The organism is Kaistella carnis, from assembly GCF_003860585.1.
GTDB lineage: Bacteria > Bacteroidota > Bacteroidia > Flavobacteriales > Weeksellaceae > Kaistella > Kaistella carnis.
In genome coordinates this window covers 1,218,157-1,242,179 of record NZ_CP034159.1, presented here as the reverse complement: position 1 = coordinate 1,242,179, position 24,023 = coordinate 1,218,157, and the positions used below count along the sequence as shown (strand labels likewise).

At 36.6% G+C, this 24,023-nt stretch carries 21 protein-coding genes; 16 read left to right on the top strand and 5 right to left on the bottom strand.

Annotation, left to right across the window (positions count from 1 at the left end; translation table 11 throughout):
- Positions 1-68: 68 nt before the first annotated feature.
- The 4 genes from EIB73_RS05570 to murA all read left to right on the top strand — a co-directional run bounded on the left by EIB73_RS05570 (position 69) and on the right by murA (position 3,390).
- On the top strand, positions 69-566 hold the full coding sequence (locus EIB73_RS05570) for a heme-binding domain-containing protein (RefSeq protein WP_125023450.1): 498 nt from the start codon (positions 69-71) through the stop codon (positions 564-566).
- On the top strand, positions 566-976 hold the full coding sequence (locus tag EIB73_RS05565; protein WP_125023448.1) for a thiol-disulfide oxidoreductase DCC family protein: 411 nt from the start codon (positions 566-568) through the stop codon (positions 974-976). Before EIB73_RS05570 ends, EIB73_RS05565 begins: the two co-directional genes overlap by 1 nt.
- 462 nt (positions 977-1,438) lie before the next feature.
- Complete coding sequence (locus EIB73_RS05560; RefSeq protein WP_125023446.1) at positions 1,439-2,080, top strand: DUF4290 domain-containing protein; 642 nt, start codon at positions 1,439-1,441, stop codon at positions 2,078-2,080.
- Between the two features lie 2 nt (positions 2,081-2,082).
- Complete coding sequence (gene murA / locus EIB73_RS05555) at positions 2,083-3,390, top strand: UDP-N-acetylglucosamine 1-carboxyvinyltransferase (protein WP_125023444.1); 1,308 nt, start codon at positions 2,083-2,085, stop codon at positions 3,388-3,390.
- A gap of 282 nt (positions 3,391-3,672) precedes the next feature.
- Here the strand turns inward: murA and EIB73_RS05550 are convergent, their stop codons facing one another.
- Together EIB73_RS05550 and EIB73_RS05545 are read right to left on the bottom strand one after the other, a co-directional pair.
- Positions 3,673-5,595, bottom strand: coding sequence for a DUF2207 domain-containing protein (locus EIB73_RS05550; RefSeq protein WP_125023442.1), 1,923 nt, complete (start codon positions 5,593-5,595; stop codon positions 3,673-3,675).
- Positions 5,596-5,598: 3 nt separating this feature from the next.
- Positions 5,599-6,153, bottom strand: coding sequence for a LemA family protein (locus EIB73_RS05545; RefSeq protein ID WP_125023440.1), 555 nt, complete (start codon positions 6,151-6,153; stop codon positions 5,599-5,601).
- A 190-nt stretch (positions 6,154-6,343) separates the two neighbouring features.
- Between EIB73_RS05545 and der the strand changes: the two genes are divergently transcribed.
- Together der and upp are read left to right on the top strand one after the other, a co-directional pair.
- Positions 6,344-7,651 carry a ribosome biogenesis GTPase Der gene (gene der, locus EIB73_RS05540; RefSeq protein WP_125023438.1) on the top strand — a complete coding sequence of 436 codons (1,308 nt, stop codon included), beginning with the start codon at positions 6,344-6,346 and terminating at the stop codon, positions 7,649-7,651.
- Positions 7,652-7,732: 81 nt separating this feature from the next.
- Positions 7,733-8,383 (top strand): uracil phosphoribosyltransferase, encoded by a 651-nt coding sequence (gene upp / locus EIB73_RS05535; protein WP_125023436.1) that lies wholly within the window; start codon positions 7,733-7,735, stop codon positions 8,381-8,383.
- Positions 8,384-8,437: 54 nt separating this feature from the next.
- Here upp and EIB73_RS05530 read toward each other — a convergent pair whose 3' ends face one another.
- From EIB73_RS05530 to EIB73_RS05520, 3 genes are all read right to left on the bottom strand, one after another.
- Positions 8,438-9,091 (bottom strand): ComF family protein, encoded by a 654-nt coding sequence (locus EIB73_RS05530; RefSeq protein ID WP_125023434.1) that lies wholly within the window; start codon positions 9,089-9,091, stop codon positions 8,438-8,440.
- A 72-nt stretch (positions 9,092-9,163) separates the two neighbouring features.
- Positions 9,164-10,141 (bottom strand): tetratricopeptide repeat protein, encoded by a 978-nt coding sequence (locus EIB73_RS05525; protein WP_125023431.1) that lies wholly within the window; start codon positions 10,139-10,141, stop codon positions 9,164-9,166.
- A gap of 105 nt (positions 10,142-10,246) precedes the next feature.
- On the bottom strand, positions 10,247-11,716 hold the full coding sequence (locus EIB73_RS05520) for a helix-turn-helix domain-containing protein (RefSeq protein ID WP_125023429.1): 1,470 nt from the start codon (positions 11,714-11,716) through the stop codon (positions 10,247-10,249).
- 178 nt (positions 11,717-11,894) lie between these two features.
- Here EIB73_RS05520 and aceB point away from each other — a divergent pair, with 178 nt between their 5' ends.
- From aceB to EIB73_RS05470, 10 genes are all read left to right on the top strand, one after another.
- Positions 11,895-13,472: a malate synthase A gene (aceB, locus tag EIB73_RS05515; protein ID WP_125023427.1), complete on the top strand. Its 1,578-nt coding sequence runs from the start codon at positions 11,895-11,897 to the stop codon at positions 13,470-13,472.
- Between the two features lie 226 nt (positions 13,473-13,698).
- Positions 13,699-14,985 carry an isocitrate lyase gene (gene aceA, locus EIB73_RS05510; RefSeq protein ID WP_125023425.1) on the top strand — a complete coding sequence of 429 codons (1,287 nt, stop codon included), beginning with the start codon at positions 13,699-13,701 and terminating at the stop codon, positions 14,983-14,985.
- Between the two features lie 491 nt (positions 14,986-15,476).
- Complete coding sequence (locus EIB73_RS05505) at positions 15,477-15,923, top strand: 6-pyruvoyl trahydropterin synthase family protein (RefSeq protein ID WP_125023423.1); 447 nt, start codon at positions 15,477-15,479, stop codon at positions 15,921-15,923.
- Positions 15,924-16,025: 102 nt separating this feature from the next.
- Positions 16,026-16,790, top strand: coding sequence for a UDP-2,3-diacylglucosamine diphosphatase (locus tag EIB73_RS05500; RefSeq protein ID WP_125023421.1), 765 nt, complete (start codon positions 16,026-16,028; stop codon positions 16,788-16,790).
- 94 nt (positions 16,791-16,884) lie between these two features.
- Complete coding sequence (uraH, locus tag EIB73_RS05495) at positions 16,885-17,298, top strand: hydroxyisourate hydrolase (RefSeq protein ID WP_125023419.1); 414 nt, start codon at positions 16,885-16,887, stop codon at positions 17,296-17,298.
- Positions 17,299-17,404: 106 nt separating this feature from the next.
- A complete protein-coding gene (gene tnpA, locus EIB73_RS05490; RefSeq protein WP_125023417.1) occupies positions 17,405-17,875 on the top strand; it encodes an IS200/IS605 family transposase in 471 nt (156 codons plus the stop codon).
- A gap of 575 nt (positions 17,876-18,450) precedes the next feature.
- Positions 18,451-19,497, top strand: coding sequence for a LuxE/PaaK family acyltransferase (locus EIB73_RS05485; RefSeq protein WP_125023415.1), 1,047 nt, complete (start codon positions 18,451-18,453; stop codon positions 19,495-19,497).
- A 12-nt stretch (positions 19,498-19,509) separates the two neighbouring features.
- Positions 19,510-20,055: a hypothetical protein gene (locus EIB73_RS05480; RefSeq protein ID WP_125023413.1), complete on the top strand. Its 546-nt coding sequence runs from the start codon at positions 19,510-19,512 to the stop codon at positions 20,053-20,055.
- 171 nt (positions 20,056-20,226) lie between these two features.
- Positions 20,227-20,877, top strand: a complete 651-nt coding sequence (locus EIB73_RS05475) for a DUF4230 domain-containing protein (protein ID WP_164467858.1) — start codon at positions 20,227-20,229, stop codon at positions 20,875-20,877.
- Between the two features lie 107 nt (positions 20,878-20,984).
- A complete protein-coding gene (locus tag EIB73_RS05470; RefSeq protein ID WP_125023409.1) occupies positions 20,985-23,852 on the top strand; it encodes an alpha-amylase family glycosyl hydrolase in 2,868 nt (955 codons plus the stop codon).
- The last annotated feature ends 171 nt before the right edge of the window (positions 23,853-24,023 follow it).

Here is a 24,023-nt window from a genome sequence, read left to right as displayed (position 1 = left end):
TTCTTACGCACAAAATAAACCTGATTTAAAAAAATAATAAGTAAATTCACTTCCTCAAATCTGAAGTCATGAAAAAAATTCTAGTTATTTTGCTTGTCGCATTTATTTTGATTCAATTTTTTAGAATTGATAAGAATAATCCCGCGCCTACACCTCAAATGGATTTTTTGCAAATAAAAAATACGCCGGAAAATATTGCCACTTTAATGAAGAATGGATGTTATGACTGCCACAGCAATGAATCAAAATATCCCTGGTATTCTAATGTACAGCCGTTAGCCTGGTTTTTGAAAAACCATATTGATGAAGGAAGAAAGGAATTGAATTTTTCTACTTTTGCGGTTTATTCAAAGAAAAAGCAAGCGCACAAATTAGATGAAGCCTCGGAAATGCTGGAGAAAAATGAAATGCCACTGGATTCTTACGTGATCGGTCATCCCGAAGCTAAGTTTACTGACGCTGAAAAAGCAGAACTGATTCATTACTTCAAAACCATGGCACAGGAAACCCGTTTGATGAATGATTTACCAACAGAAGTTGAAAAATCTGAATTTAAAATACAATAATGACAACAGTTGATTCAAATAAATATTATGTTTTTTACGATGGCGAATGTGGCTTTTGTAATTTTTGGGTGCACTGGATTTTGAAGAAAGATGTAAAAGATAATTTTCTTTTTGCTTCTTTACAATCCGATTTTGGGCAACAGTTTTTAAAAGAAAGAAATCTGGAATTGAAAAACCTAAACACGCTTTACCTTTGGAAACCGAATGCATACTATCTTCAGAAATCCCATGCGGTCTTTAAAATTGCTGGAATCATCGGTGGTTTTTTCAAGCTTTTGTCTGCCTTCCATTATTTACCCACTTGGTTGACAGATTTCTTTTACGATCGCGTTGCAGAAAACCGAAAAAAACTTGCCTCACAAGCCTGTGAAATTCCCACGCCCGAAGAAAGGAAAAAGTTTGTCGATTAATTTGATTAGAACATTTCCAATGAGTATAATGGTTTCTCTAATTTGGTAAGTCAGTTGGAACGCTGGATTTGTTCAATAGTTTAACATTACGCTGGCTTTGTCTCGAATGATTTTGTGCGATTTAAAATATTTCCCGCGATAAAAAGTGCCACATTATATTTTTATTAATTAGAAACAGGTTTTAGTCAAAACTAATCTGATCCCCAACCTGAAAATTTTTCCTGAAATTATAATTCATAATTTGAATTGTTAAAACAAGTGAAGTTAAAGCCTCGTCTGCGTGAGGGCGGAGGCGGAAATCCTTTTTTTTCTCCGTATTGACCTTAAAAAGTATTCTTCAAAAAAAAAGATTGGGAGCCGCAGACCGACCCGAGCGGTGGGAAAGGAGGTGGCGAGGGGCACGCCCAAAAAATTAAAGAAAACTAAAACAGATAACCTTTACAAATTCATATATTTGCACTTATGGAATATAATACACAAAAAACCTTGCTTCAAATGCCCGAATACGGTCGCATTATTCAGCAGCTTGTAGAGCGTTGTAAGGAAATTGAAAATAAAGAAGAGCGTAATGAAATGGCTGTTGCCATTGTCGATTTTATGGGACAGAGAAACCCGCAGTTGCGCGACGAAGAGAATTACAGACACAAACTATGGGATCATCTTTTTATATTGGCGAGTTATGATTTAGATGTTGATTCACCCTATCATATCCCAACGCCGGAAGAAATGCAGGTGAAGCCGAAGCGTATGGAATATCCGAAGCTTCAGGGAGATTTTAAATTTTACGGCAAAAGTATTCTGCAGTTGATTGACAAAGCGATCGAACTGGAACCTGGTGATGAAAAAGATGCTCTGATTCAGGTGATTGCGAATAATATGAAGAAATCATATAATGTTTATAATAAAGAACATGTACAGGATGATGTGATTTTTCGCCATTTGAAAGATCTTTCGCAAAACCGTTTGGATTTAACCGGATTAGATTCTCTGGAGAAAAGTAAAATTTATTACGCCACGAACAGAACGAATAAATCTAACCCAAGACATAATCCAAAGAACCAAAATAACAGAAAAACCTTTCAAAACAATAAAAACCGGAAATAAGAATGAGCGGAAGTTTTCAAATTAGAGGTGGAAAAAAGCTGCACGGCGAAATTACGCCGCAAGGTGCAAAAAATGAAGCGCTTCAGATTTTATGTGCGGTTTTACTGACCGATGAAGAGGTACGCGTCAAAAATATTCCAGATATTCATGATGTTAACCGGTTGATCGAAATTTTAGGAGACTTTGGAGTCAAAGTCACCAAGAATAGTCACGGCGACTACACTTTTCAAGCCAATGAGGTTAAATTTGACTATATAAAATCTCCGGAGTTTAAACAGGATGGTGCAAAACTTCGTGGCTCCGTTATGTTACTCGGCCCCATGCTTGCCCGATACGGAGAAGCCTATATGCCAACTCCAGGCGGGGATAAAATTGGAAGGCGCCGACTCGATACTCATTTTCAAGGTTTAGTAGAATTAGGTGCAGACTTTCATTATGACGAAAAAGAATATTTTTATACCCTAAAAGCAAAAGAACTGCGCGGCAAATTTATTCTGCTGGAAGAGGCTTCCGTTACAGGAACTGCCAACATCGTCATGGCCGCTGTTCTGGCGAAAGGGAAGACTCGAATTTACAATGCCGCCTGCGAGCCGTATTTGCAGCAACTATGTAAAATGCTGAACAGAATGGGCGCCAATATTACCGGTATTGGTTCTAATCTATTGACCATCGAAGGGGTAGCGCATTTACGCGGTACCGAACATACCATGCTTCCGGATATGGTAGAAATTGGTTCCTGGATTGGTTTAGCAGCCATGACAAAATCTGAAATAACCATTAAAAATGTTAACTGGAAAGAACTGGGGGTTATTCCAAACACTTTTAGAAAACTAGGTATTCAGTTGGAGCAGCGTGGGGACGATATTTATATTCCGGCGCAGGAAAATTACAAAATTCAGAAATTTATCGACGGTTCCATCTTAACGGTTTCCGATGCGCCTTGGCCAGGGTTTACACCGGATCTACTGTCCATTGTTTTAGTCGTAGCGACACAGGCAAAAGGGACGGTTTTAGTGCATCAAAAAATGTTTGAATCCAGATTGTTTTTCGTTGATAAATTAATCGATATGGGCGCGCAGATTATTTTGTGCGATCCACACAGAGCAACCGTTGTTGGTTTAAACCACGAATATCCACTTCGCGGTACGACCCTGGTTTCCCCGGATATCAGAGCCGGAAATGCTCTTTTAATTGCGGCGCTTTCGGCCGAAGGAACTTCGGTTATTCAAAATATAGAACAGATTGACCGCGGTTACGAAAATATCGACGGAAGATTGAAAGCTTTAGGAGCTGATATCGAAAGAATTTAATTTCCAAAATATAAGGTTAAATACGAGACGCCATTTCATAATTTGATGTGGCGTTTTTCTTAGGAGCTTGCCGATTTGGCCTCTTTTCAAAAGAAGACCCGCCTTCCACTATATCCCGCCAAGGCGGGGATGCCGTTGCAGTCGGGGCTAAAAGAAAGGTGGTTATTTTTGTAAACCTTTTTTTAGATTCTATTTCTCAGTCATCATTCTGTTGAGATTGCCCAAACCCGATCAATTTACAAATAAAAAAAGTTCTGCAAAATCAGAACTTTTTTGTTTGTATTACCAGCCACCGCCGCCACCGCCACCGCCACCGCCACCGGAAAATCCTCCGCCGCCGGATCCACTTCCCGAACTGGAAGGTTGCGTGGAGGAACTTGCGATACTTTGAGACAGAGAGGAATTTAAGCTGTGTGCAAAATTCATATTCATCATCGAGCTGCCAACGTACCAGCTCGATACATAATTTTGAGATTGGCCCAAAGCGGAATTTTTCAGCATATTCTGGAATTTATCTCCCCAGATTTTATCAACACCCAGAACCATGGCAAAAGGCAACATCTTTTCGAAAACTGCGGGCGTCATTTGAGGTGGATTATGAAACTGTAGCGTTTTCTCTTCTGCCGTTCCCAGGTACATCTTAAATCCATCGATGAGAGATAGCGTTTCCAGCTTTTCAGGCGTAGGTTGTTTTATCAGATATTGGTAAAGAACGAGAGAAATAAACCCAAAAAGTAAGAAACCGTAACATGCATAAAATCCAAGATTTTCCATTCTTTCGCGGTCGACCGAAAATGCGCTAAAGAGTGCGAAGATCAAGCCGAGTGAAATGAGCCCGAATATCCATTTTGTCACCTTGTATCTTTCAAACAAAAAGGAGAATACGATTGCAAAAATAAAGGTCAATATTCCAAAAAATATTCCTGCCCCTACATAATTGTCATTGTAACTCATTCTGTAACTAAAAAAAATACCGCCTGCATATAGTGCGATGATAAGCAGTGCTGGTAGAACCACTTTTCCCGTATTGTTCCCGGTTTTTAAAAATTTACGGTGTTGATATTCAAGATTAGCTTTAAAATCGTTTACGGCATTTTCAATTTTCGAACTGTATTTTCCATCAAAAGAAAGCGATGTCGAACTACCTGGGAAGAACTTATTCATCAAATTAATTTCCTCTTTCGGCAGGGTTTGGTCTGGATCTTTTATTTTTTCTAAAGTGTATTCGCGTCCTCCGAAAATTCCCAAAATCCGCTTATCGTCTTCAATAATTTTAATAAAACCTTTCACAGCCAAGCTTACGATCGCCGCTGAAATCATCTGACCTGTATAATATCCTTTCTCTAAAAAGCCTACGGAAGCAGGGGAGAGATTTTGAGGCGCATTGAACTGTGGATAAACTACCGGTTTTTCTGGATCAATTCCGTATTTCTGCCAAGAGCTGTAGAAGTATGCAACTAATCCCAACGCTGCTAAGATTAAAACAGCCAAAACCCCATACTTTTGCAGAAAACCGGGTGGCGGTGGCGGAGTAAATATTCCTTTGCTGAAACCTACAGCTATGGTAAGACCTTCATTTTCTCCCAAATTCGTCGCGGACCATTCAATGCTGTTGGCAGCAAGCTTCTTACCTGTGCAGTTAGAGCTGTTCGATCCATATGCTCCTGTATAGCAGGAGTTTTGCGTTATTTCTGCACCTTCCGGTAACGTTACTTTAGCGGAAATTTCATCTACTTTAAAATCCCACAGTGCACCGTTTACGTTCCAATAGAATTCATCATAGGTATCAAAGAACCCTATTTGATTTCCGGTTTTGTAGGTTAGTTCATAATCATAAACTCCGGAGGGAAGTATATAGTCTTTGCTGCCGAAATAGATCGCGTAATCGGAACCTGTGCTTTCGGTATGGTATTTTTCTTTAACGCCATCTCTCTTCACCGACAAAATATCATAGGTGATTCTTATTTTCTTACCATTGATATTACGCCACAAAGGCAGCGACCGGAATATTCCACGCTTAATTCTATTTTCTCCGGCATACACTTTTATATGTTCTGTGATGGTTGCTTCTGCATCTTTGGAGATTAGAATATCTGAATGGAAAGCAAGAATATGTTCATAATTCTGGTCCGCAGATTCTACAGAAAAATCCTGAGCAGATACGAAGCTAAAGATAAGCAGGAAGAAGAGGAAAAAGCGTTTCATGATTTAGAATTTTACATTCGGTACCGCTCTTTCTGCAATATTATCCAGTTCGAAGAAGGCAGACTTGGTAAATTTGTACATGTTCGCAATAATATTACTTGGGAAAGTATCCACCAAAATATTGTTTTCGCGAACGGTTCCATTATAATATCTTCGGGATTTTTCGATGTCTCCTTCCAAGGCTGAAAGCTCGCCCTGTAATTGTAAGAAATTGGTATTGGCTTTTAAATCAGGATATTGCTCCGCAACAGCGTTCAAATTCATCATCGCCTGGTTTAGATTTTTCTCGGCTGCTTCTTTTTCCTGAATAGTGTTGGCGTTCATAGCAGCTGTTCTGGCACGTGTTACACTTTCAAAAGTTTCTCTTTCGTGCGTCGCATATCCTTTTACGGTTTCCACTAAGTTTGGAATTAAGTCATGTCTTTTTTTCAACATGACATCAATGCTGCTCCAGGCTTCCTGAACCATCGTACGAAGTTTTACCAGGCGGTTGTAAATAGAAACACCGTACATGAGGAAGATAACGACCAATGCAACAATTATTAAAATAGTAATCATAATTTTATTTATTTTTAGTTAATTTTTTAGAAGTCTTTAATAGTTAAAAGATAAGTAGTCAATTACGTGCTGAAGTTACGAATATTAGCACAATTACTTTATCAGTCAAAAAAAACTATCTTTGCAAAAAATTTTTGGGCTCGAAAAGTTCGAGTAACCCATTAATAATATCATTATTAAACAAAATTTTATGTCGAATATCGTCGCCATAGTAGGGCGTCCCAACGTAGGGAAGTCCACCCTTTTTAACCGTTTTCTAGAACGTAGAGAAGCAATCGTAGATGCAACTGCCGGAGTTACCAGAGACCGTCATTACGGAAAATCTGACTGGAATGGAGTTGAATTTACCGTAATCGATACTGGAGGTTACGAAGTAAATACTGAAGATGTCTTTCAGGAAGAAATTACCAAACAAGTTGAACTGGCAGTAGATGAAGCAACTTCTATCATCTTTATGCTGAATGTTGAAGAGGGTTTAACTGATACCGATCAGGAGATCTATGAACTGCTGCGCAGGTCGAATAAGCCTGTGTATATTGTCGTAAATAAAGCAGATTCTGCTAAGGAAGAATTGGCGGCAACAGAATTTTACCAGTTAGGAATAGAGAAATACTACACCATGTCATCTGCAACCGGATCCGGAACCGGAGAGTTGTTAGATGATATTGTTAAAGATTTTCCTACAACAGAATATAAAGATCCATTTGAAGGATTACCAAAGATCACCATCGCAGGACGCCCAAATGTGGGAAAATCTACTTTGACCAATGCATTGCTTGATGCGGAGAGAAATATTGTAACTGATGTGGCAGGAACCACTCGCGATTCTATACAGACTCTTTATAATAAATTCGGATATGAATTTGTTTTGGTTGATACCGCCGGAATGCGTCGTAAAGCCAAAGTAAAAGAAGATTTAGAATTCTATTCGGTAATGCGTTCGATTCGTTCCATTGAGTATTCTGATGTGGTAATCATTATGGTTGATGCTACTTTAGGCTGGGAATCTCAGGATATGAATATTTTCGGACTGGCTCAGAAAAATAGAAAAGGAATTGTAATCGTTGTCAACAAATGGGATTTGGTAGAAAAAGAAACCAATACAACCCGTGACTTCGAAGCCAGAATTAAAGAAAAAATTGGTCAGTTTACGGATATTCCAATTTTGTTTGTATCTGCTTTAACGAAACAGAGAATTCTAAAAACCGTAGAAGTTGCGATGGAGGTTTACCAAAACAGAGCGAAGAAAATTAAAACTTCGAAACTGAATGAAATTATGCTTCCTATTTTTGAGAAAACACCGCCACCAGCATTGAAAGGGAAATACGTGAAAATTAAATATTGCGTACAACTTCCAACTCCAAGTCCGCAGTTTGTATTTTTCTGCAACTTACCTCAATACGTAAAAGAAGCCTACAAAAGATTTGCGGAAAACCAACTTCGAAAAGAGTTCGGATTCACCGGAGTTCCTATTGAAGTCTATTTCCGTCAAAAATAAAAACCCAAGCCTTTTAGATTTTATCTAAAGGGCTTTTTAATACTTAAAATTATCACGAACTTTGCAGCCTAACTTATAGCAATGATAACAATTCTTTCAGACAATTTCTCTTTAGTAAATACTTGGATTAATGAACTTCGGAATGTAGATGTTCAAACTGACCGATTACGATTTCGCAGAAATATGGAGCGTATCGGCGAAATTGCCGCCTTTGAAATAAGCAAAGGATTAGAAACTGAGGAAATCGAAATCACGACTCCTTTAGATAAAATTAAAGCGACAGAAGTTGCGGTGCAACCTGTGATTACTACTATTTTGAGAGCAGGAGTTCCTTTATTTCAGGGAATTTTAAATTATCTGGATAAAGCAGATTGTGGTTTTGTTGCCGCTTACAGAAAACATGACGCAAATGATTATTTTTCCATTAAACAGGATTATTTAACTTGTCCGAGCGTTGATGGAAGGCCGTTGATCGTTGCAGATCCAATGTTGGCGACTGGTGCCAGTTTAATCGAGGCTATCAAGGATTTATTAAACCATGGAAAGCCGACACAACTTCATATCGTTGCAGCCATCGCATCTCAGCAAGGAGTTGATGCCATTCAAAACGCCTATCCTGAAGCGAAAATTTGGGTTGGAGTTATTGATGAAAAACTAACTTCAAAAGGATATATCACACCGGGATTGGGTGACGCAGGAGATTTATCTTACGGTGAAAAATTACAGAGATAATATATTTTAAAATATAGATAAGCATAATTCCTTCTCATTTCGAGGAGGAATTTTTTAATCCATCGCCATTACCAAAACACTCACCTTATTATTTCCTTCCTTTAAAATTTGCCAGGCCACGGCGCTCATCGTATTTCCAGTCGTGAAAACATCATCGATTAATAAAATATGCTGATTTGAAATTTTCTTGTTAATTGAAAACAGATTTTCATTAAATGTTCTTTGTTCGCGCCGTTTTTTGGCTTGTGCTTTTTTGTAGAAATTCCTTTTAATTAAAGTGTGATCGCACGAAATTTTTAATTCTTTTGAAAGTGAATCTGCAAACAAATGCAATTGATTATAACCACGTTCTTTCTCTTTTTTCGGATGAAGTGGAACCGTTGCCAAAAGATCAATTTTCATAGAATTGAAATCAACTTTTTCTAAAGTCCAGTTCGCGATGATTTTTCCGATTTTCTCCCGACTGCCGTATTTTAACTGATGAATAATTTTCTGACTTGTGCTTTCTTCCTCAAACTGCATCAGCGCAAAAGCACTTTCAATAGGAAAAAGTAACCGACATTTCTCCAGTAAAAGATTGCTTTCGGAATGGTGATGATGCGTAAAATGAATCTGATCAAAACACAGTTCACAAACCACTTCATTATGATGGATGATTCTGTTGCATTCCAAACAGCGGTTGGGAAAAAGTAAGTCGACTAAAAACATACTTCATTTATTTACTGAAAGTTACGATTTAGTTTTGAATTTAAATCTGGAAGAATTGTAGTGAATAGATGATTATTTATTTTTGGAATTTAATTCTTTTGTAAAGTTAGAAATCAAATCATCCAGTTGGTCACCATAAATAATTTTTGCATTCTCGTACGTTTGATTTTCGGAAAGTTGTAAAAATTTGTCTTTATCGTATTTTATCAAAAACCCTACAAATGCGCCGGAAATTGGATAAAGCAAACTTTCATCGATTTCTTTTCCATCTTGCCACATTTTCTGAATAGAAACGGGATTTGAAAGATTGATTTCCTTTGCGCTGGTCATTTTATCATTTTTATTCTGATCAAAATATACCGCAATTCCTTCATTTATAAATCTTAATTTCAAACTGTTTGGGTTTCTCCAATGAGTTATGCTGTGGGCGATTTCATGTCCTGCAGATTGATTTGTTCTGTTATGAGAAATGCAAAATTCCGGATTTGTAAATCCTAAGTTTTTGTTTAAATGTGGATTGAAATTAGAAGGTAAATCCCAAACAAAATAGTCAATTTTCTTTGGAAGTTCAGATTTGAAAAAGGAATTAATCTTATCGAAAGCGTCTTGTCTTGAAGATACAATTGATTTAATATTTTCTTCTGAAATCGTATTTTGGAAATGGAAAATAATGTTTTTTGACTCCACAGTTTTCCAATCTTTGTATAACTCATCAAACCCAAACAGAATTCCCCAATATTTTAATTCATTGTCTGAGTTTTTAGTTCCTGGGATTGCTTTCGCCTCTTCGTAAACATTTTTTGCCTCTGAAATCTTGCCAAGTCCATAATACGTTTGGATTGATTCAACTGAAATCCAGGCTTTTTGCCAGTTTTCATTACTAAGAACCTTTGCTTTCTCAATAAATAATTCAGCATTTTTGTAATCTTTCTTTTGATTGTACGCTTTCGCAAAAAGAAAATGCATTTCAAATGAATTGGAATCGTTATTTGAGTCTTGTCCAATTTTAATTGCTTTATCCGGCTGATTTAATTTTAATGCTTCCATCATTTGCTTTATTTGAGAAAAGCAAAGTGTTGAAATTGAGAGTAATACGAGTGTTAGATATTTTTTCATATTAAAACGATAAGGTAAAATTAAGATTTAATAATTTTCTTAAAGCATTTCCTTCCGAATTTTCTGAATTGATTTCTTCATATTTTCATTAAAGATTTCTTTCTCCAGTCTTGAGGGGGGCGCTTGTCGAACCTCACAATCTGGAATGCTGCAGACTTCGCAGGTTACACCAACATTCACGGTTTTAATTTGATCGCTTTTGGCAAATTTTATTTTCTTTAAAGAATTCGAATTCAATAAAATCCCAATACAATAACTTCTGTTTGTTCCGTCCGAAAAAGGGTTTTTCTGTGAAGTGGAAATCACCAGATAAGTCAATCCGCTGTCTTTATAATGGGAAATTTGAGCATCTGTCAATTTCTCGTTTTCTTTTAAATTTGAAAGGTTTTTAACGGCAATCCAACGTCGGCAATAGTGTTCGTTCGTTGCGTTGGCGTGCGGTGCCTGCTGTTGATTCAAATGCAATTCTTTTAAAATCTGAATTTTATCTGAATTTTTCTTTTTCGTGAAACAGAGATAAAATAGATCTTTAATTCCCAGTTCTTGCGGCAGAATGTTCGTTAAACGGTAATAAAAAGTTTCCGGCGAGTTCGTAAATTCTTCAATTAGATTTTCAAAAAGTTTTGGATTCCATTCTGGGTTTTGAAAAAACTCGTTGATTTCCTGGGACAATATTTCCTTACGAATCAGCAAACATCCAGCGAAATAAGAAACATAATAGTTATTTAAAAGTTCTTCAAAACTTGTGAAATCTAACCACGAATACGTGTTCGGACGGGGATTTAGATTCATTACATTAAACCCGATTTCTTTTGCCAGAATAAATGTTTTCTGATCTTCATCTAAAAGTTCATTCAGTATAAGTAATTTCTTTTCCGGAATATAAAGCGACCGTAATTTCCCCGAAGCGCCATATTGTTCCAAATCCAAAGATTTGATTTCGTACTCAAACTGTGTTTTTAAAATATCTTCAAATTCACCTGATTTTGGTTTAGTTGAAATGTTATTTTCCAGAATATAAGCCTTTGCTTTTTCCTCAATGTCCGGGAAATAATTATCATGCAATTCCTGAAAACTTCGAATCACCGCAAAGAAAAAACGCTCTTTACTTAAATTGTAATTCTTTGAAATTTCAATTAAAGTATTGATAAATGCAGTGACTTTTTTCGGAGCATCGCTGATGATGCTGATGAGGTTCGTTTTATTAATTCCAAAAAGATCAAGTGGAATTTCTTTGAAAAAATCGGATTGTATAATTTCTGCAATCGGCGCTAAACTTTTATCAAGTTTTGTGGAAACCAAATCGTCATAAGTACAGTTCAGTGCAGTAGCAAGTTGCGCAATTTTATCGTGCTTCGGATATTTTTTACCATTCTCAATCTCATTTAAATAAGATTTAGAAACGCCTGTTAAATTCGCCAAATCCTGTAAAGAAAAATTCTTCTTTTGTCGGAACTGCTTCATTTTCAATCCGAAAACTGTTTTTATGAAATCACTGTCGCTTGCCATTAAGTAAAAATTAATTTATAATATTTCTAAATAGATTGTAAAATCCGATGAATACAAAGGTAATTAAAATTAAGCGGTTGTTCGCATAATAATAATTTAATAATGGTAGCGAACGTTCGCTGTTGGTGAAAGTTTTTTGCTTATGTTTGTAATACCAAATCATTAAAGTTTATACAAAATGGAAACGGCAACACAATTTCAAATTCTTCCTCAAGAACAATACAACGATTTATTTACTTCCGAATTAGTTAAGTTCTTAACTGCACTTCATTCGAAATTTAATAATGAAAGAATTGCGCTTCTTCATTCACGAACCATGAAACAGGTAGAATTCGATCATCATCAACTTCCTAAATTTTTAACTGAAACGGAAGAAATCAGAAATGGAAACTGGGTTTGTAATCCACTTCCAAAAGATCTATTGGATAGAAGAGTCGAGATTACGGGACCTGTGGAAAGAAAAATGGTCATCAATGCTTTGAATTCAGGGTCTTCCACTTTTATGGCCGATTTTGAAGACAGTAATTCTCCGACTTGGGAAAATTGTATGGATGGTCAAAGAAATCTTTTTGATGCAATCAACAGAACCATCAGTTTTGAAAATGAAAACGGAAAAAAATACGAACTGGGTGAAAATTTAGCGACGCTTTTAGTTCGTCCGCGAGGTTTGCATCTAGAAGAAAAAAATATTGAATTTAATGGTGAAAAAGCCTCAGGTTCTTTAATTGATTTTGGAATTTACTTCTTTAGAAATGCGAAAAAATTAATTGAGAAAGGAAGCGGACCATATTTTTATTTGCCAAAATTAGAACATTATAAAGAAGCGAAATGGTGGAATGAAGTTTTCAAATTTTCTCAGGATTATTTAGAAATTCCACAAGGAACTGTCAAAGCCACAGTTTTGATTGAAACCATTACGGCTGCTTTTCAACTCGATGAAATTTTATATGAATTAAAAGAACACAGTTCCGGTTTGAACTGCGGGCGTTGGGATTACATTTTCTCCTACATTAAAAAATTTAGAAATCTTCCTGAATTTTTAGTTCCGGACCGAGATCAGGTTACGATGGGTTCTCCTTTTATGAGTGCTTACTCGAAAAGAGTAATTCAGGTTTGTCATCAAAGAAATGTCCACGCGATGGGGGGAATGGCTGCTCAAATTCCAGTCAAAAATAATGAAGCAGAAAACGAAATCGCTTACGCAAAAGTTCGCGCCGATAAAGAACGAGAAGTTAAAAACGGACACGACGGAACTTGGGTTGCCCATCCAGGATTAGTTTCTGTGGCAAAGAAAATCTTTGATGAGTTTATGCCGACGCCAAATCAAATCAATAAAAAATTTGAAGAGTACCATATTTCTGAAGAAAATCTCCTTGAGATTCCAAAGGGAACGATTACTGAAAATGGGGTTAGAAAAAATATTAATGTCGGCATCTTATATATAGAATCCTGGCTAATGGGCGTCGGCGCCGCCGCTTTATACAATTTAATGGAAGACGCCGCCACCGCAGAAATTTCCCGAACACAAATTTGGCAATGGCTAAAAAATGAAGCAAAACTGGACGACGGCAGAACTTTAATGCCGGAAATGGTGTTGAACTGGCAAGAAGAGGAATTAGAGAAAATCAAAAATTACGTCGGCGAAGATCGCTACAATAATGGAAAATTCGAGTTGGCAACTGAACTTTTTGATGACCTCATTCTCAATGACAACTTCGCAGAATTCCTGACTTTGAAAGCGTATCAGTTTATTTAAGAGCCAAGGAAAAAGTAAAAAGAGCCAAAAATAAAACCACAAAAGTCACAAAAGTTTAAGATAATCTTTATTCTAAAAGTACAAAAAGGAAATTCTCTTTGCTAAGTGAAATCGAAGATTCGACATAGTCAAACGCCTTTGCGTCCGTAATTTTCAGAAGTATATTATTCAAAAAACCTTTGCGCCTTTGCGTTAAAAGAAACAACAATCACAAAAACAAATCGATATGAACAAGCAAGAACAAATCCAGCAGCTGGAAAAAGAATGGTTAGAAAGTCCAAGATGGAACGGTATCAAAAGACCGTACGCCGCAGAAAAAGTATTGAAACTTCGGGGATCTTACAAACTTGATTACACGATTGCCAAATTAATGTCGGAGAAATTATGGGATAAATTAAACAACCAGGATTTCGTAGCAGGATTAGGAGCTTTAACCGGAAATCAAGCCGTACAGGAAGTTGACGCCGGTTTAGAAGCAATTTATCTTTCAGGATGGCAAGTTGCTGCAGATGCAAATTTGAGTGGTGAAATGTATCCGGATCAAAGTTTGTATCCTGCGAATTCAGTTCCGTCGGTGGTGAAAAGAATCAATAATGCGCTGTTGCGTGCTGATCAAATTCAGTCCGTAAATGAAGTTAAAAGTGAAGATTGCAAAGATTATTTAGTTCCGATCGTAGCAGATGCTGAAGCAGGTTTCGGTGGAAACTTAAATGCTTTTGAACTGATGAAGCAAATGATCGAAGCTGGTGCAGCCGGAGTTCACTTTGAAGACCAATTATCTTCCGCAAAAAAATGTGGACATTTAGGTGGAAAGGTTTTGGTTCCGACTCAGGAAGCAATCAATAAATTAGTTGCCGCTCGTTTGGCAGCCGATGTTTGCGGAGTTCCAACGGTCTTGGTAGCGAGAACTGATGCTGATGCTGCAGATTTATTAACCTCAGATATTGATGATAGAGACAAAAGATTCGTGACCGGAAAAAGAACGAGTGAAGGTTTCTATGAAGTGAAAAATGGAGTAGAACAGGGAATCGATAGAGGTTTGGCTTATGCACCTTACGCAGATCTGATCTGGATGGAAACTTCAAATCCAGATTTGGATTATGCGAGAAAATTCGCAGAAGGAATCCACGCAAAATTCCCGGGAAAAATGTTGGCATATAACTGTTCACCATCTTTCAACTGGGCTGCGAAATTATCAGTTCCGGAAATGGAAACGTTCCGCGAAGAATTAGCCGCAATGGGTTACAAATTCCAGTTCATCACTTTAGCCGGATTCCACGCTTTGAATACTTCCATGTTTGAGTTGGCTTTGGCTTACAAAGAAAGAGGAATGGCGGGTTACAGCGAATTGCAGGAAAGAGAATTCGCCTTACAATCCAAAGGTTTCCGCGCGGTTAAACACCAAAGTTTTGTTGGAACTTCCTATTTTGATGAAGTTCAAACCGTAGTTACCGACGGAACTTCATCTACGAATGCCTTAGCCGGTTCTACCGAAGCAGAGCAGTTTCATTGATTAAACACAGATCCTCCATATTTTATAAATTGTTAGAAAATTCCTTCCCATATTTTTGGGAGGGGATTTTTTTTGGGCGTCCCTTTCGCAGATGCATTTCCCTCCGCCAAAAGACCGCGCTTTCCGTTGCAAAACGAGGAACGAGTTTCGACGATTCAGATAAAAAAATAAATATTAGAGTCAATCTTTTTTTGGTTCGGGCGGCGAAGCCGCCCGAACCAAAAAAAAGATTTTCACTGCAATCGCTCACGCAATTGGGATTTTCAAATTGAAATTTCACCTAATTATTAAAATCCGTAATCTTTTGAGATTATCAAAATGTGTATTCCCTTTGCTAAGTGAAATCGAAGATTGGACGAAGTCAAACGCCTTTGCGACTGTAATTTTTACGAAGCATTACAAATGAAATATTTGTCTTGTCCTTTAGACGAGATGAAAAGGCATTTTACTTAATTACTCCAAAAAGATTAAACTTTCTTTATCTTTGCAAAATGATACGAATCACCAAAATTTTCACTTTCGAAACTGCTCACGTTCTTTACAACTACGATGGCAAATGCAAGAATATGCACGGACATTCCTATAAACTTTTTGTTACCGTAAAAGGAACTCCGATCAATGATTTAGACCATCCAAAAAATGGAATGGTTGTAGATTTTGGCGATATCAAAAAAATTGTAAAATCTGAAATTCTTAATGTTTGGGATCATGCCGTAATGTTGAATGAAAATTCTCCGCACAAACAATTGGGTGAAGATTTAGACCAGCAAGGTCATAAAGTAATTTACTGCGATTATCAGCCGACGTGTGAGAATATGCTTTACGACATCGCAGCTAAAATAAAAAAGCAACTTCCTGAAACGGTTTCTTTGGCTTATCTTAAACTCCACGAAACCGAAAATTCTTATGGAGAATGGTTTGCAGAAGATAATTCTTAAACACTAATTCCACTACTGGAATCACGAATGACCCTAATTTTAAATAAATATTTGTGATATTTGTGAGATTAATTAGTGCTATTTGTGTTTAGATCTCTATAAATGAAAATCAATTTAGAACAAAATAAAAAAGTCTATTTCGCTTCCGATCAACATTTCGGCGCTCCGACGCCGAAAGAAAGTAAAGTTCGCGAAGAGAAATTCATTCGTTGGCTGGATGAGATAAAAACCGATGCGCAGGTTTTGTTTTTGATGGGCGATTTGTTTGATTTCTGGCACGAGTGGAATCATGTTATTCCGAAAGGATATGTTCGGGTTTTAGGCAAATTGGCAGAGTTAAAAGATTCCGGAGTTGAACTGTATATGTTTGTCGGAAATCACGACTTGTGGATGAAAAATTATTTCGAGGAAGAGATTGGCTGCAAAGTTTATTTTGACAAGCAATATTTTGAAATCAACGGCAAGAACTTTCTACTTGCTCACGGTGATGGTTTAGGTCCGGGCGATAAAGGATATAAGAGAATGAAGAAACTTTTTACTAATCCTTTGGCACAATGGGCTTTCAAATGGTTACATCCTGATATTGCCATGAAAATCGCCATCTATTTTTCCACTAAAAACAAAATGATTTCTGGAGAAGAAGACAAAGAATTTTTAGGGGAAGACAAAGAGTTTTTAATTCTTTATTCTAAGGAAAAATTAAAAACAGAAAAGATAGATTTTTTCGTGTACGGTCATCGACATTTACCAATGGTGTTGGATTTAGAAAATGGGAAAGCCAAGTACGTTAACCTTGGTGACTGGATTTCTTACTTTACTTACGGTGAATTTGCTTATGATTTTGAGCTGAAGAAATTCGAAAAGTAAATATTAGCGGCACTATTGTTGACCAAGAGAATCGCCGTTAAGATCAGTGATTTTTGCGGTGAAAATACCTTAAAACAATCTATAAATTATCATCATGAAAAATTCTTTTATCGCACTTTTCTTTGTGCTTATCTCTGCTTTTGCTTTCGGACAGAAAAAAGAAGTGACTTACCAATTATCAAGTCACATTTTAGATGTATCGAAAGGAATGCCTGCGCCGGGAGTTACCATTAAACTGGAAAAATTTAATGACGCTAAAAAAACATGGACTTTCGTAGAAGAAAAAGTAACCGATAAAAACGGTCGTGTGCCTGATTTTTTACCAAACGACAAATCGAACTTAGGGATTTACAAATTGACGTATTACACCAGTGAATATTTCAAAAAAATGAATACTGAAAGTTTTTATCCTTGGGTGGAAGTGGTTTTCCAAATTACAAATGCGGATCATTATCACGTACCAATCACGCTTTCTGCTTACGGTTATTCAACTTACAGGGGAAACTAAAATTATTTTTTATTAGACTAAAATTTAAAGCGGAATTCAAAACTTGAATTCCGCTTTTTCTTTTTTAAAAGTTGTACTTTTAAGGACGCTTGCTAAGGAAAAAAATATGAGTTCCGGAACATTTTCACAAATTTATATTCAGCTTGTCTTTGTCGTCAAAGGCAGAGAGAATCTTTTGAAGAAAACTTTTAGGGAAGAAGTTTTTAAATATATGAGCGGAATTGTAAAAGCTAACGGACAAAAAAGTATAATTATTAATGGTGTTGAAGATCACGTTCATCTTTTTATTGGGTTGAAGCCCAGTATGCGCCTTTCTGATCTTGTGAGAGATATTAAAAATAATACTACTAATTTTATTAATGAAAAAAGATTTGTTGTGGGGAAATTTGCGTGGCAGGAAGGTTACGGTGCATTTTCTTATTCCCAATCCCAGATAGACAATGTTTATAAGTATATTTTAAATCAGGAAACTCATCACGAAAAAAAGAGTTTTAAAGAAGAATATTTGGAACTTCTTAAGAGATTTGAAATTGATTATCAGGAGGAATATTTATTTGAGTTTTATGGTGATGAGTAGCAATTGTTGAATGTTTTTTACAATCATTTCACCGCTTCGCGGTTTAGATTACTTTAGGGTTTTTTAGAATAATAACACGCCTTCGGCGTTTTGCATTTCGATGTTGGTAGGTGTATAATTATTTCACCGCTTCGTGGTTCAGTACACTTTAGCATTTTTTAGAATATAACGCGCCTTTGGCGTTTACATTTTGATTTTGGAGGGTTTATAATTATTCACCGCTTCGCGGTCAGGTTCACTTCGGTTTTTTCAGAATAATGATATCCATTTGTCGTTTGAGATTTACTGGATTATTGTTATATTATTTAACCGCTTCAAGATTGGGCCGGCCTGTTTATTACTTGAAAAATTATCTCACCACTGATCCATTAATAAATTTATCGAACCTTGCGGTTATTATTGTTTTTTTTAATTCCGAAGGAATGATATTATTCTAACAGCAAGAATGATATTAAATGAACGCCGAAGGCGTGATATTTTTTCACCTCTATTTTAAAATATTTTCAACCTTCAACATTACTATTGCTACTCATATCATTTCTTCTTCATTTTATTTATCAGTATTTTTGCAAACTATGACAAAGAGTGTTTTTAACATCCAAACCGAAGAAGAATTCCAGCAGAAATGTCTGGAAACTTTTCAATATCAATATCATAACATCGAGGTTTACAGAAAGTTTGTCGATTTTCTAAACATTAATCCGGACGAAATTAACGAAGTTGAAAAGATTCCTTTTCTGCCGATCGAAATGTTTAAAAATCACAAGCTATTAGATAAAAATAAAAAGGCAAATCTATTTTTTCAAAGTTCAGGAACGACTCAAATGAATCTTTCCAAACATTGGATCGCTGATGAAAAGTTGTATCAGGAAAGTATTGAGAAAAGTTTTGAACAGTTTATCGGAAAGCCGGAAGATTATATTTTCTTGGGACTGTTGCCAAGTTATCTGGAAAAACAAAATTCCTCTTTAATTTATATGGTCGATTTTCTGATGAAGAAATCGGGGAAACCGGAGAATGGATATTTCCTTTATAATCATCAGGATTTATTTGAATTGTTAAATAAACTTTCAACAGAGAATAAAAAAGTCATTCTTTTCGGAGTTTCTTTTGCGCTATTAGATTTTTTAGATTTCGCAGAGACGAATCATCAAATCATCAAGTCGTCAGATCAGCTCATCATCATCGAAACGGGAGGAATGAAAGGTCGGAAACAGGAAATGACCAAAGACGAACTGCTGGCAATTTTTCACAAAGGTTTTGGGACAGAAAAGATTTACTCAGAATATTCAATGACTGAATTGCTTTCTCAGGCATATTCATTAGGTCAAAATATTTACGAAAGTCCAAACTGGATGCGCATTCTCATCAGAAATACGGAAGATCCTTTTTCTTATGTTGAACCCGGAAGAAATGGTGCTATAAATATTATCGATTTGGCGAACCGTCATTCCTGTAGTTTTATCGCCACGCAGGATTTGGGCAGAATTCTGTTAAATTCTGAGATTCTTCGCTTTGCTCAGAATGACAAACATTTGGCAGAAATTAGCAAAAATCAATTTCAGGTATTAGGAAGAATCGATCATTCTGATATCCGTGGTTGCAGTTTATTGGTTTCTTAATTTTTAAATTTCATGCTGAAAGTAGAAGAGCTTACGTATAATTATATTTCTCAATTTTGTGATTTTGAGAAAGATTTGGTGTTGACGAATCACTTTCATTCTGATTGGGAAGCTGATATTTTGATTATTAATGAAGACGGTTTCAGTCATGAACTGGAAATTAAATTATCAAAAGCAGACTTTAAGAATGATTTCAAAAAACAATATCAGAATCAGAAAACCAAAGAAAAATTTTTGAAACACGATAAAATTTCCTGTGGTGATTATCCGTGTAATACGTTTAGTTTCCTTTTGCCACAAGGCATGGTTGCCGCCGAAGATATTCCCGAACATTGTGGAATCATTGAGTTTTACCACAATCCGGATTCCTGGAAAACTACTTTTGATGAAATTCGAAAACCCAAAAGAGTTCACGAAGAAAAATTCTGGAAATTATTTGATAAAGATTTAATGCTCAAAATAATGGCGCGGAATCTTTACTTCAAAAAGCTGGAAGTTAAAGGAAAATTTGAAGAGCTCATTTTGCCACCCGTGTTTCTTCAAAAAAAAATAGAATAGGTTTTGCTTTTAGAAAATGTTTCGTGCAAGATCTTATTTCTTTTAAAAGAACTTTTTGAAAATTCCTATCTTTACCTAAATTGAATTCACATGAACTTTAAAAAATATAAAATCATACTCTGGTCAGCCGGCATATTAATCCTTCTTTTTATCGGTTTTTTTCTTTATCGAATGACACAGAGTGAATCCATTAATTCGATGATGACCATTATAATGTTGTTGCTTGGATTGGTTTTGGGAGGATTAATTGCTTTTTTAGCATCGAAAAAAATGACGGCCGAACCGCCGGTAGTTACCGAAAGTTCCCACACGATTGCGGAAAGTATGCGCAAAGTTTTTAAGGTCGTTTCCGCAGAAGGTCATTTCAATGAAATCTATAATTACGAGGAAACAACCAAGCTTTTTAATTTTATTCCTTCGAAGAAGAAGGCCTTAGTCATTGTGCAGGCAAAAATTTTGGTAGGCTATGATTTTGAAAAATTTCAGTGGGAAGTTGATGAACAAAACAGAAAAGTAAAATTGTTGAATTTTCCGGCCCCGGAAATCCTGTCCACCGAAACCGATTATAAATACTATAATATTGAAGAGCAGTTTTTCAATCTTTTCAGTAAAGAGGATTTGGCGAAAATTCAGCAAAATGGAAAAAGACAGGTGATTGAAGCTGCGAAGAAATCCCATCTTCCGGAAGTTGCAGCAGAACAAATGAGAACTTTGTTAACCGAACTTCTTGCCGGTAAAAACTTCTTCTTAGAAAACGCCGGAGCTATTTCCGAGAGCAAGAAATTCATCGATTACCAGCCTTCTGATAAATTAATTTCTTAAAAATCGAAATTCAAATTTTAGCAGCGCGGGATTTTATTTTATTCAAAAGTTAAAAAGTATTTTTAGAGCCCAAGTTTTAGTATTTTTACATTCTAAATTTTACTAAAATGAAATACTTTTACACGCTGCTCTTGGCTATACTTTTACCGTATTTTGCAAGTGCACAGCAGAATATTACTTATTCTGTGAATCCTCCATCTTTTAATGAAACAGAGTCCGTCACAGCAACGTTTACGGTGAATGAAGGTGCTTTTGGAGTGACTTCTTCCCATCAGCTATATCTGTGGGCCTGGTCTTATGATTCTAATAATGTGCAGGCAGATTGCCCTACAAACGGCACTTGGACGGCTTCAAATGCTGCGAATAAATTAACGTATGTATCAAGTTCCGGTTCAAACGGAACTTATACCTTCACCATGAACACTGTGAAATCCTTTTTTGGAAACCGGGCAAATCCTCTTTCTAAAATTGGATTTTTAGTTAAAACGATAAATGGCAGTGTTCAATCCCAGGATATTTTGGTTAATGTGGGGAAATTTCAGTTCAATCTGACGAACCCCTTGGCGGGAAGCACGAATGTGGTGACGTCGGGAACGGTTTTAAATATTACCGGAACCTCTTCTGTACCTGCCAATTATGTTGTTAAAGCAAATGGAACTGCGGTATATACAAGTCCGTCTGCTTCTACGGCTTTGAATTTCCCATATACCGTAACACAGGACGCTAATATGGAAGTTACTGCTACGAACCCCGGAGACGGAACAATAGTTACAAAGACTTTTACTGTTGCGGTATCTGTGCCGGTTCAAACGGCTGCAATTCCATCTTACATGAGACAAGGGATTTCGTATGATCCTGCAGATGCGACGAAAGTTGGATTGGCACTTTATGCGCCCGGAAAAGCATTTGTTCACGTGATTGGAAGTTTTAATGACTGGATGGTAAATTCTAATTACCTGATGAAAAGAGATACCGTAAATCCAAATCTATATTGGCTGGAACTTACAGGACTTACGCCACAACAGGTTTACACTTTCCAGTACAGAACGGCCGACGGAATCAAAGTTGCGGATCCTTATTCCCCGTTGGTACTCTCGCCTTACGACGATCCTTATATCAATCAAAATGCAACAATTTATCCGAATCTTCCGGCTTATCCCGCAGGACAGGATTTTGAAGTTTCAGTAATACAAACCGCAAAACCAACTTATAACTGGACGGTTTCAAACTTTAACAAACCTGCAAAAGAAAATTTGATCGTTTATGAATTGTTGGTGCGAGATTTTACGACTGAAAAAACATGGCAGTCATTGATTGATAAAGTTAACTATTTAAAATCCCTAAAAATCAACGCTGTAGAATTAATGCCCGTAATGGAATTTGATGGATACAGTTCTTGGGGTTACAATACCGGTTTTCATTACGCCTTAGATAAAGCCTACGGAACTCCGGAAAAGTTTAAAGAATTTATTGATCTGTGTCACCAAAACGGAATCGCCGTGATTTTAGATGTTGCGCTGAATCATGCAACCGGAAGAAGCCCTATTGAAAGAATGTGGATGATAGATCCTGATGGTGATGGTTATGGTGAGCCTGCGGCGAATAATCCTTACTTCAATCAGGTTGCGAAGCATTCTTACAGCGTGTTTAATGATTTCAACCATTCATCTTCTGCAACAAAATATTATGTGGAAAGAGTTTTGGAGCAATGGATTAAAGAATATAAAATTGATGGATTCCGTTGGGATTTGACGAAAGGCTTTACCCAAAACTGTACAGCAAATGATCAAACCTGTACGAACGCATATCAACAGGACCGCGTAGATATTCTGAAAGGTTATGCAGATAAACAGTGGAGTTATGATCCTACTTCTTATATCATCTTCGAACACTTAGGAACCGATAATGAAGAACAGCAGTGGGCGAATTACAGAATCAGTGAAGGAAAAGGCGTGATGATGTGGGATAAAGAAACCAATCCGTACAATCAAAATACAATGGGTTACGCTTCCGACAGCAATTTTAACCGGGTGAAATTTCAGGAGCATGGTTTTGCAGACTTAAGAGCAATAAGTTATGGGGAAAGTCATGATGAAGAAAGATTGATGTACAAGAATTTAACCTACGGCGCATCTGCAGGAAGTTATAATGTAAAGGATTTAGCGACTTCTCTGGAAAGACAGAAAGCATATGGTGCCGTCTTCTTAACGGTTCCCGGTCCGAAAATGATCTGGCAGTTTGCGGAATTAGGTTTTGATAAAAGTATTTATACCTGTGAAAATGGAACGGTAAACACGGAAGGCGACGCAACGCCGGGAGATTGTAAATTGGATCCTAAACCTTCCGCGTTTGGATTGGCTTACGATACCAATGCAGCCAGAAAGTCGGTGTACGATACGTGGGCTAAAATCCTGGAATTAAGATTGGCAAACGAGGTTTTCAACACCAAAACTTTTACAGTAGAATCCGGAAATCTAATGCCGAGAATTTTGATAAGCAACCCAACTACTTCGAGTGCTTTGAAGGATGTGGTTGTTTTGGCCAACTTCACTTTAATCGCTCAAAACATCGTTCCTAATTTTCCTTACACAGGGAATTGGGTTAATTTGATGGATAACAGTTCCATTTCAGTAACGAATCAAACGGCACCGATTACCATTGAACCGGGAGGTTTTAGAATTTTTGGTAATGCTTCTGCTTTGGGAACTAATGAAGTGGCAAATAATAAAAATGCCGTCTCTTTAATACTGACTCAAAATCCTGTCACCAATGGAATTGCAAATATTCGTTATACCAACGCCAAGAATGGAACAATTGCTGTTTATGATCTGGCGGGAACATTAGTGAAAACAGTGAAAGCGATTAAAGACAATGGTGATGATATGATTTCTGTTAGTGGATTAAAAAGTGGAATGTATTTGCTACAATTGAAATCTGAAAAAGGAGTAGCAGTTACAAAAATGATTGTGAAATAATTTGTTTTAAATTATATTGAAAAACGGTTCGCAGCATATGCGGACCGTTTTTTTATTGTTATTTACAAGATTTATTATTCTTAAAAAATATGCAGGATTGATTTAGATTATTTACTAAATCCTCTTTTTCGATGAGCTTAAGCCAGAACTTTTCTCCAGAAATGATTCATT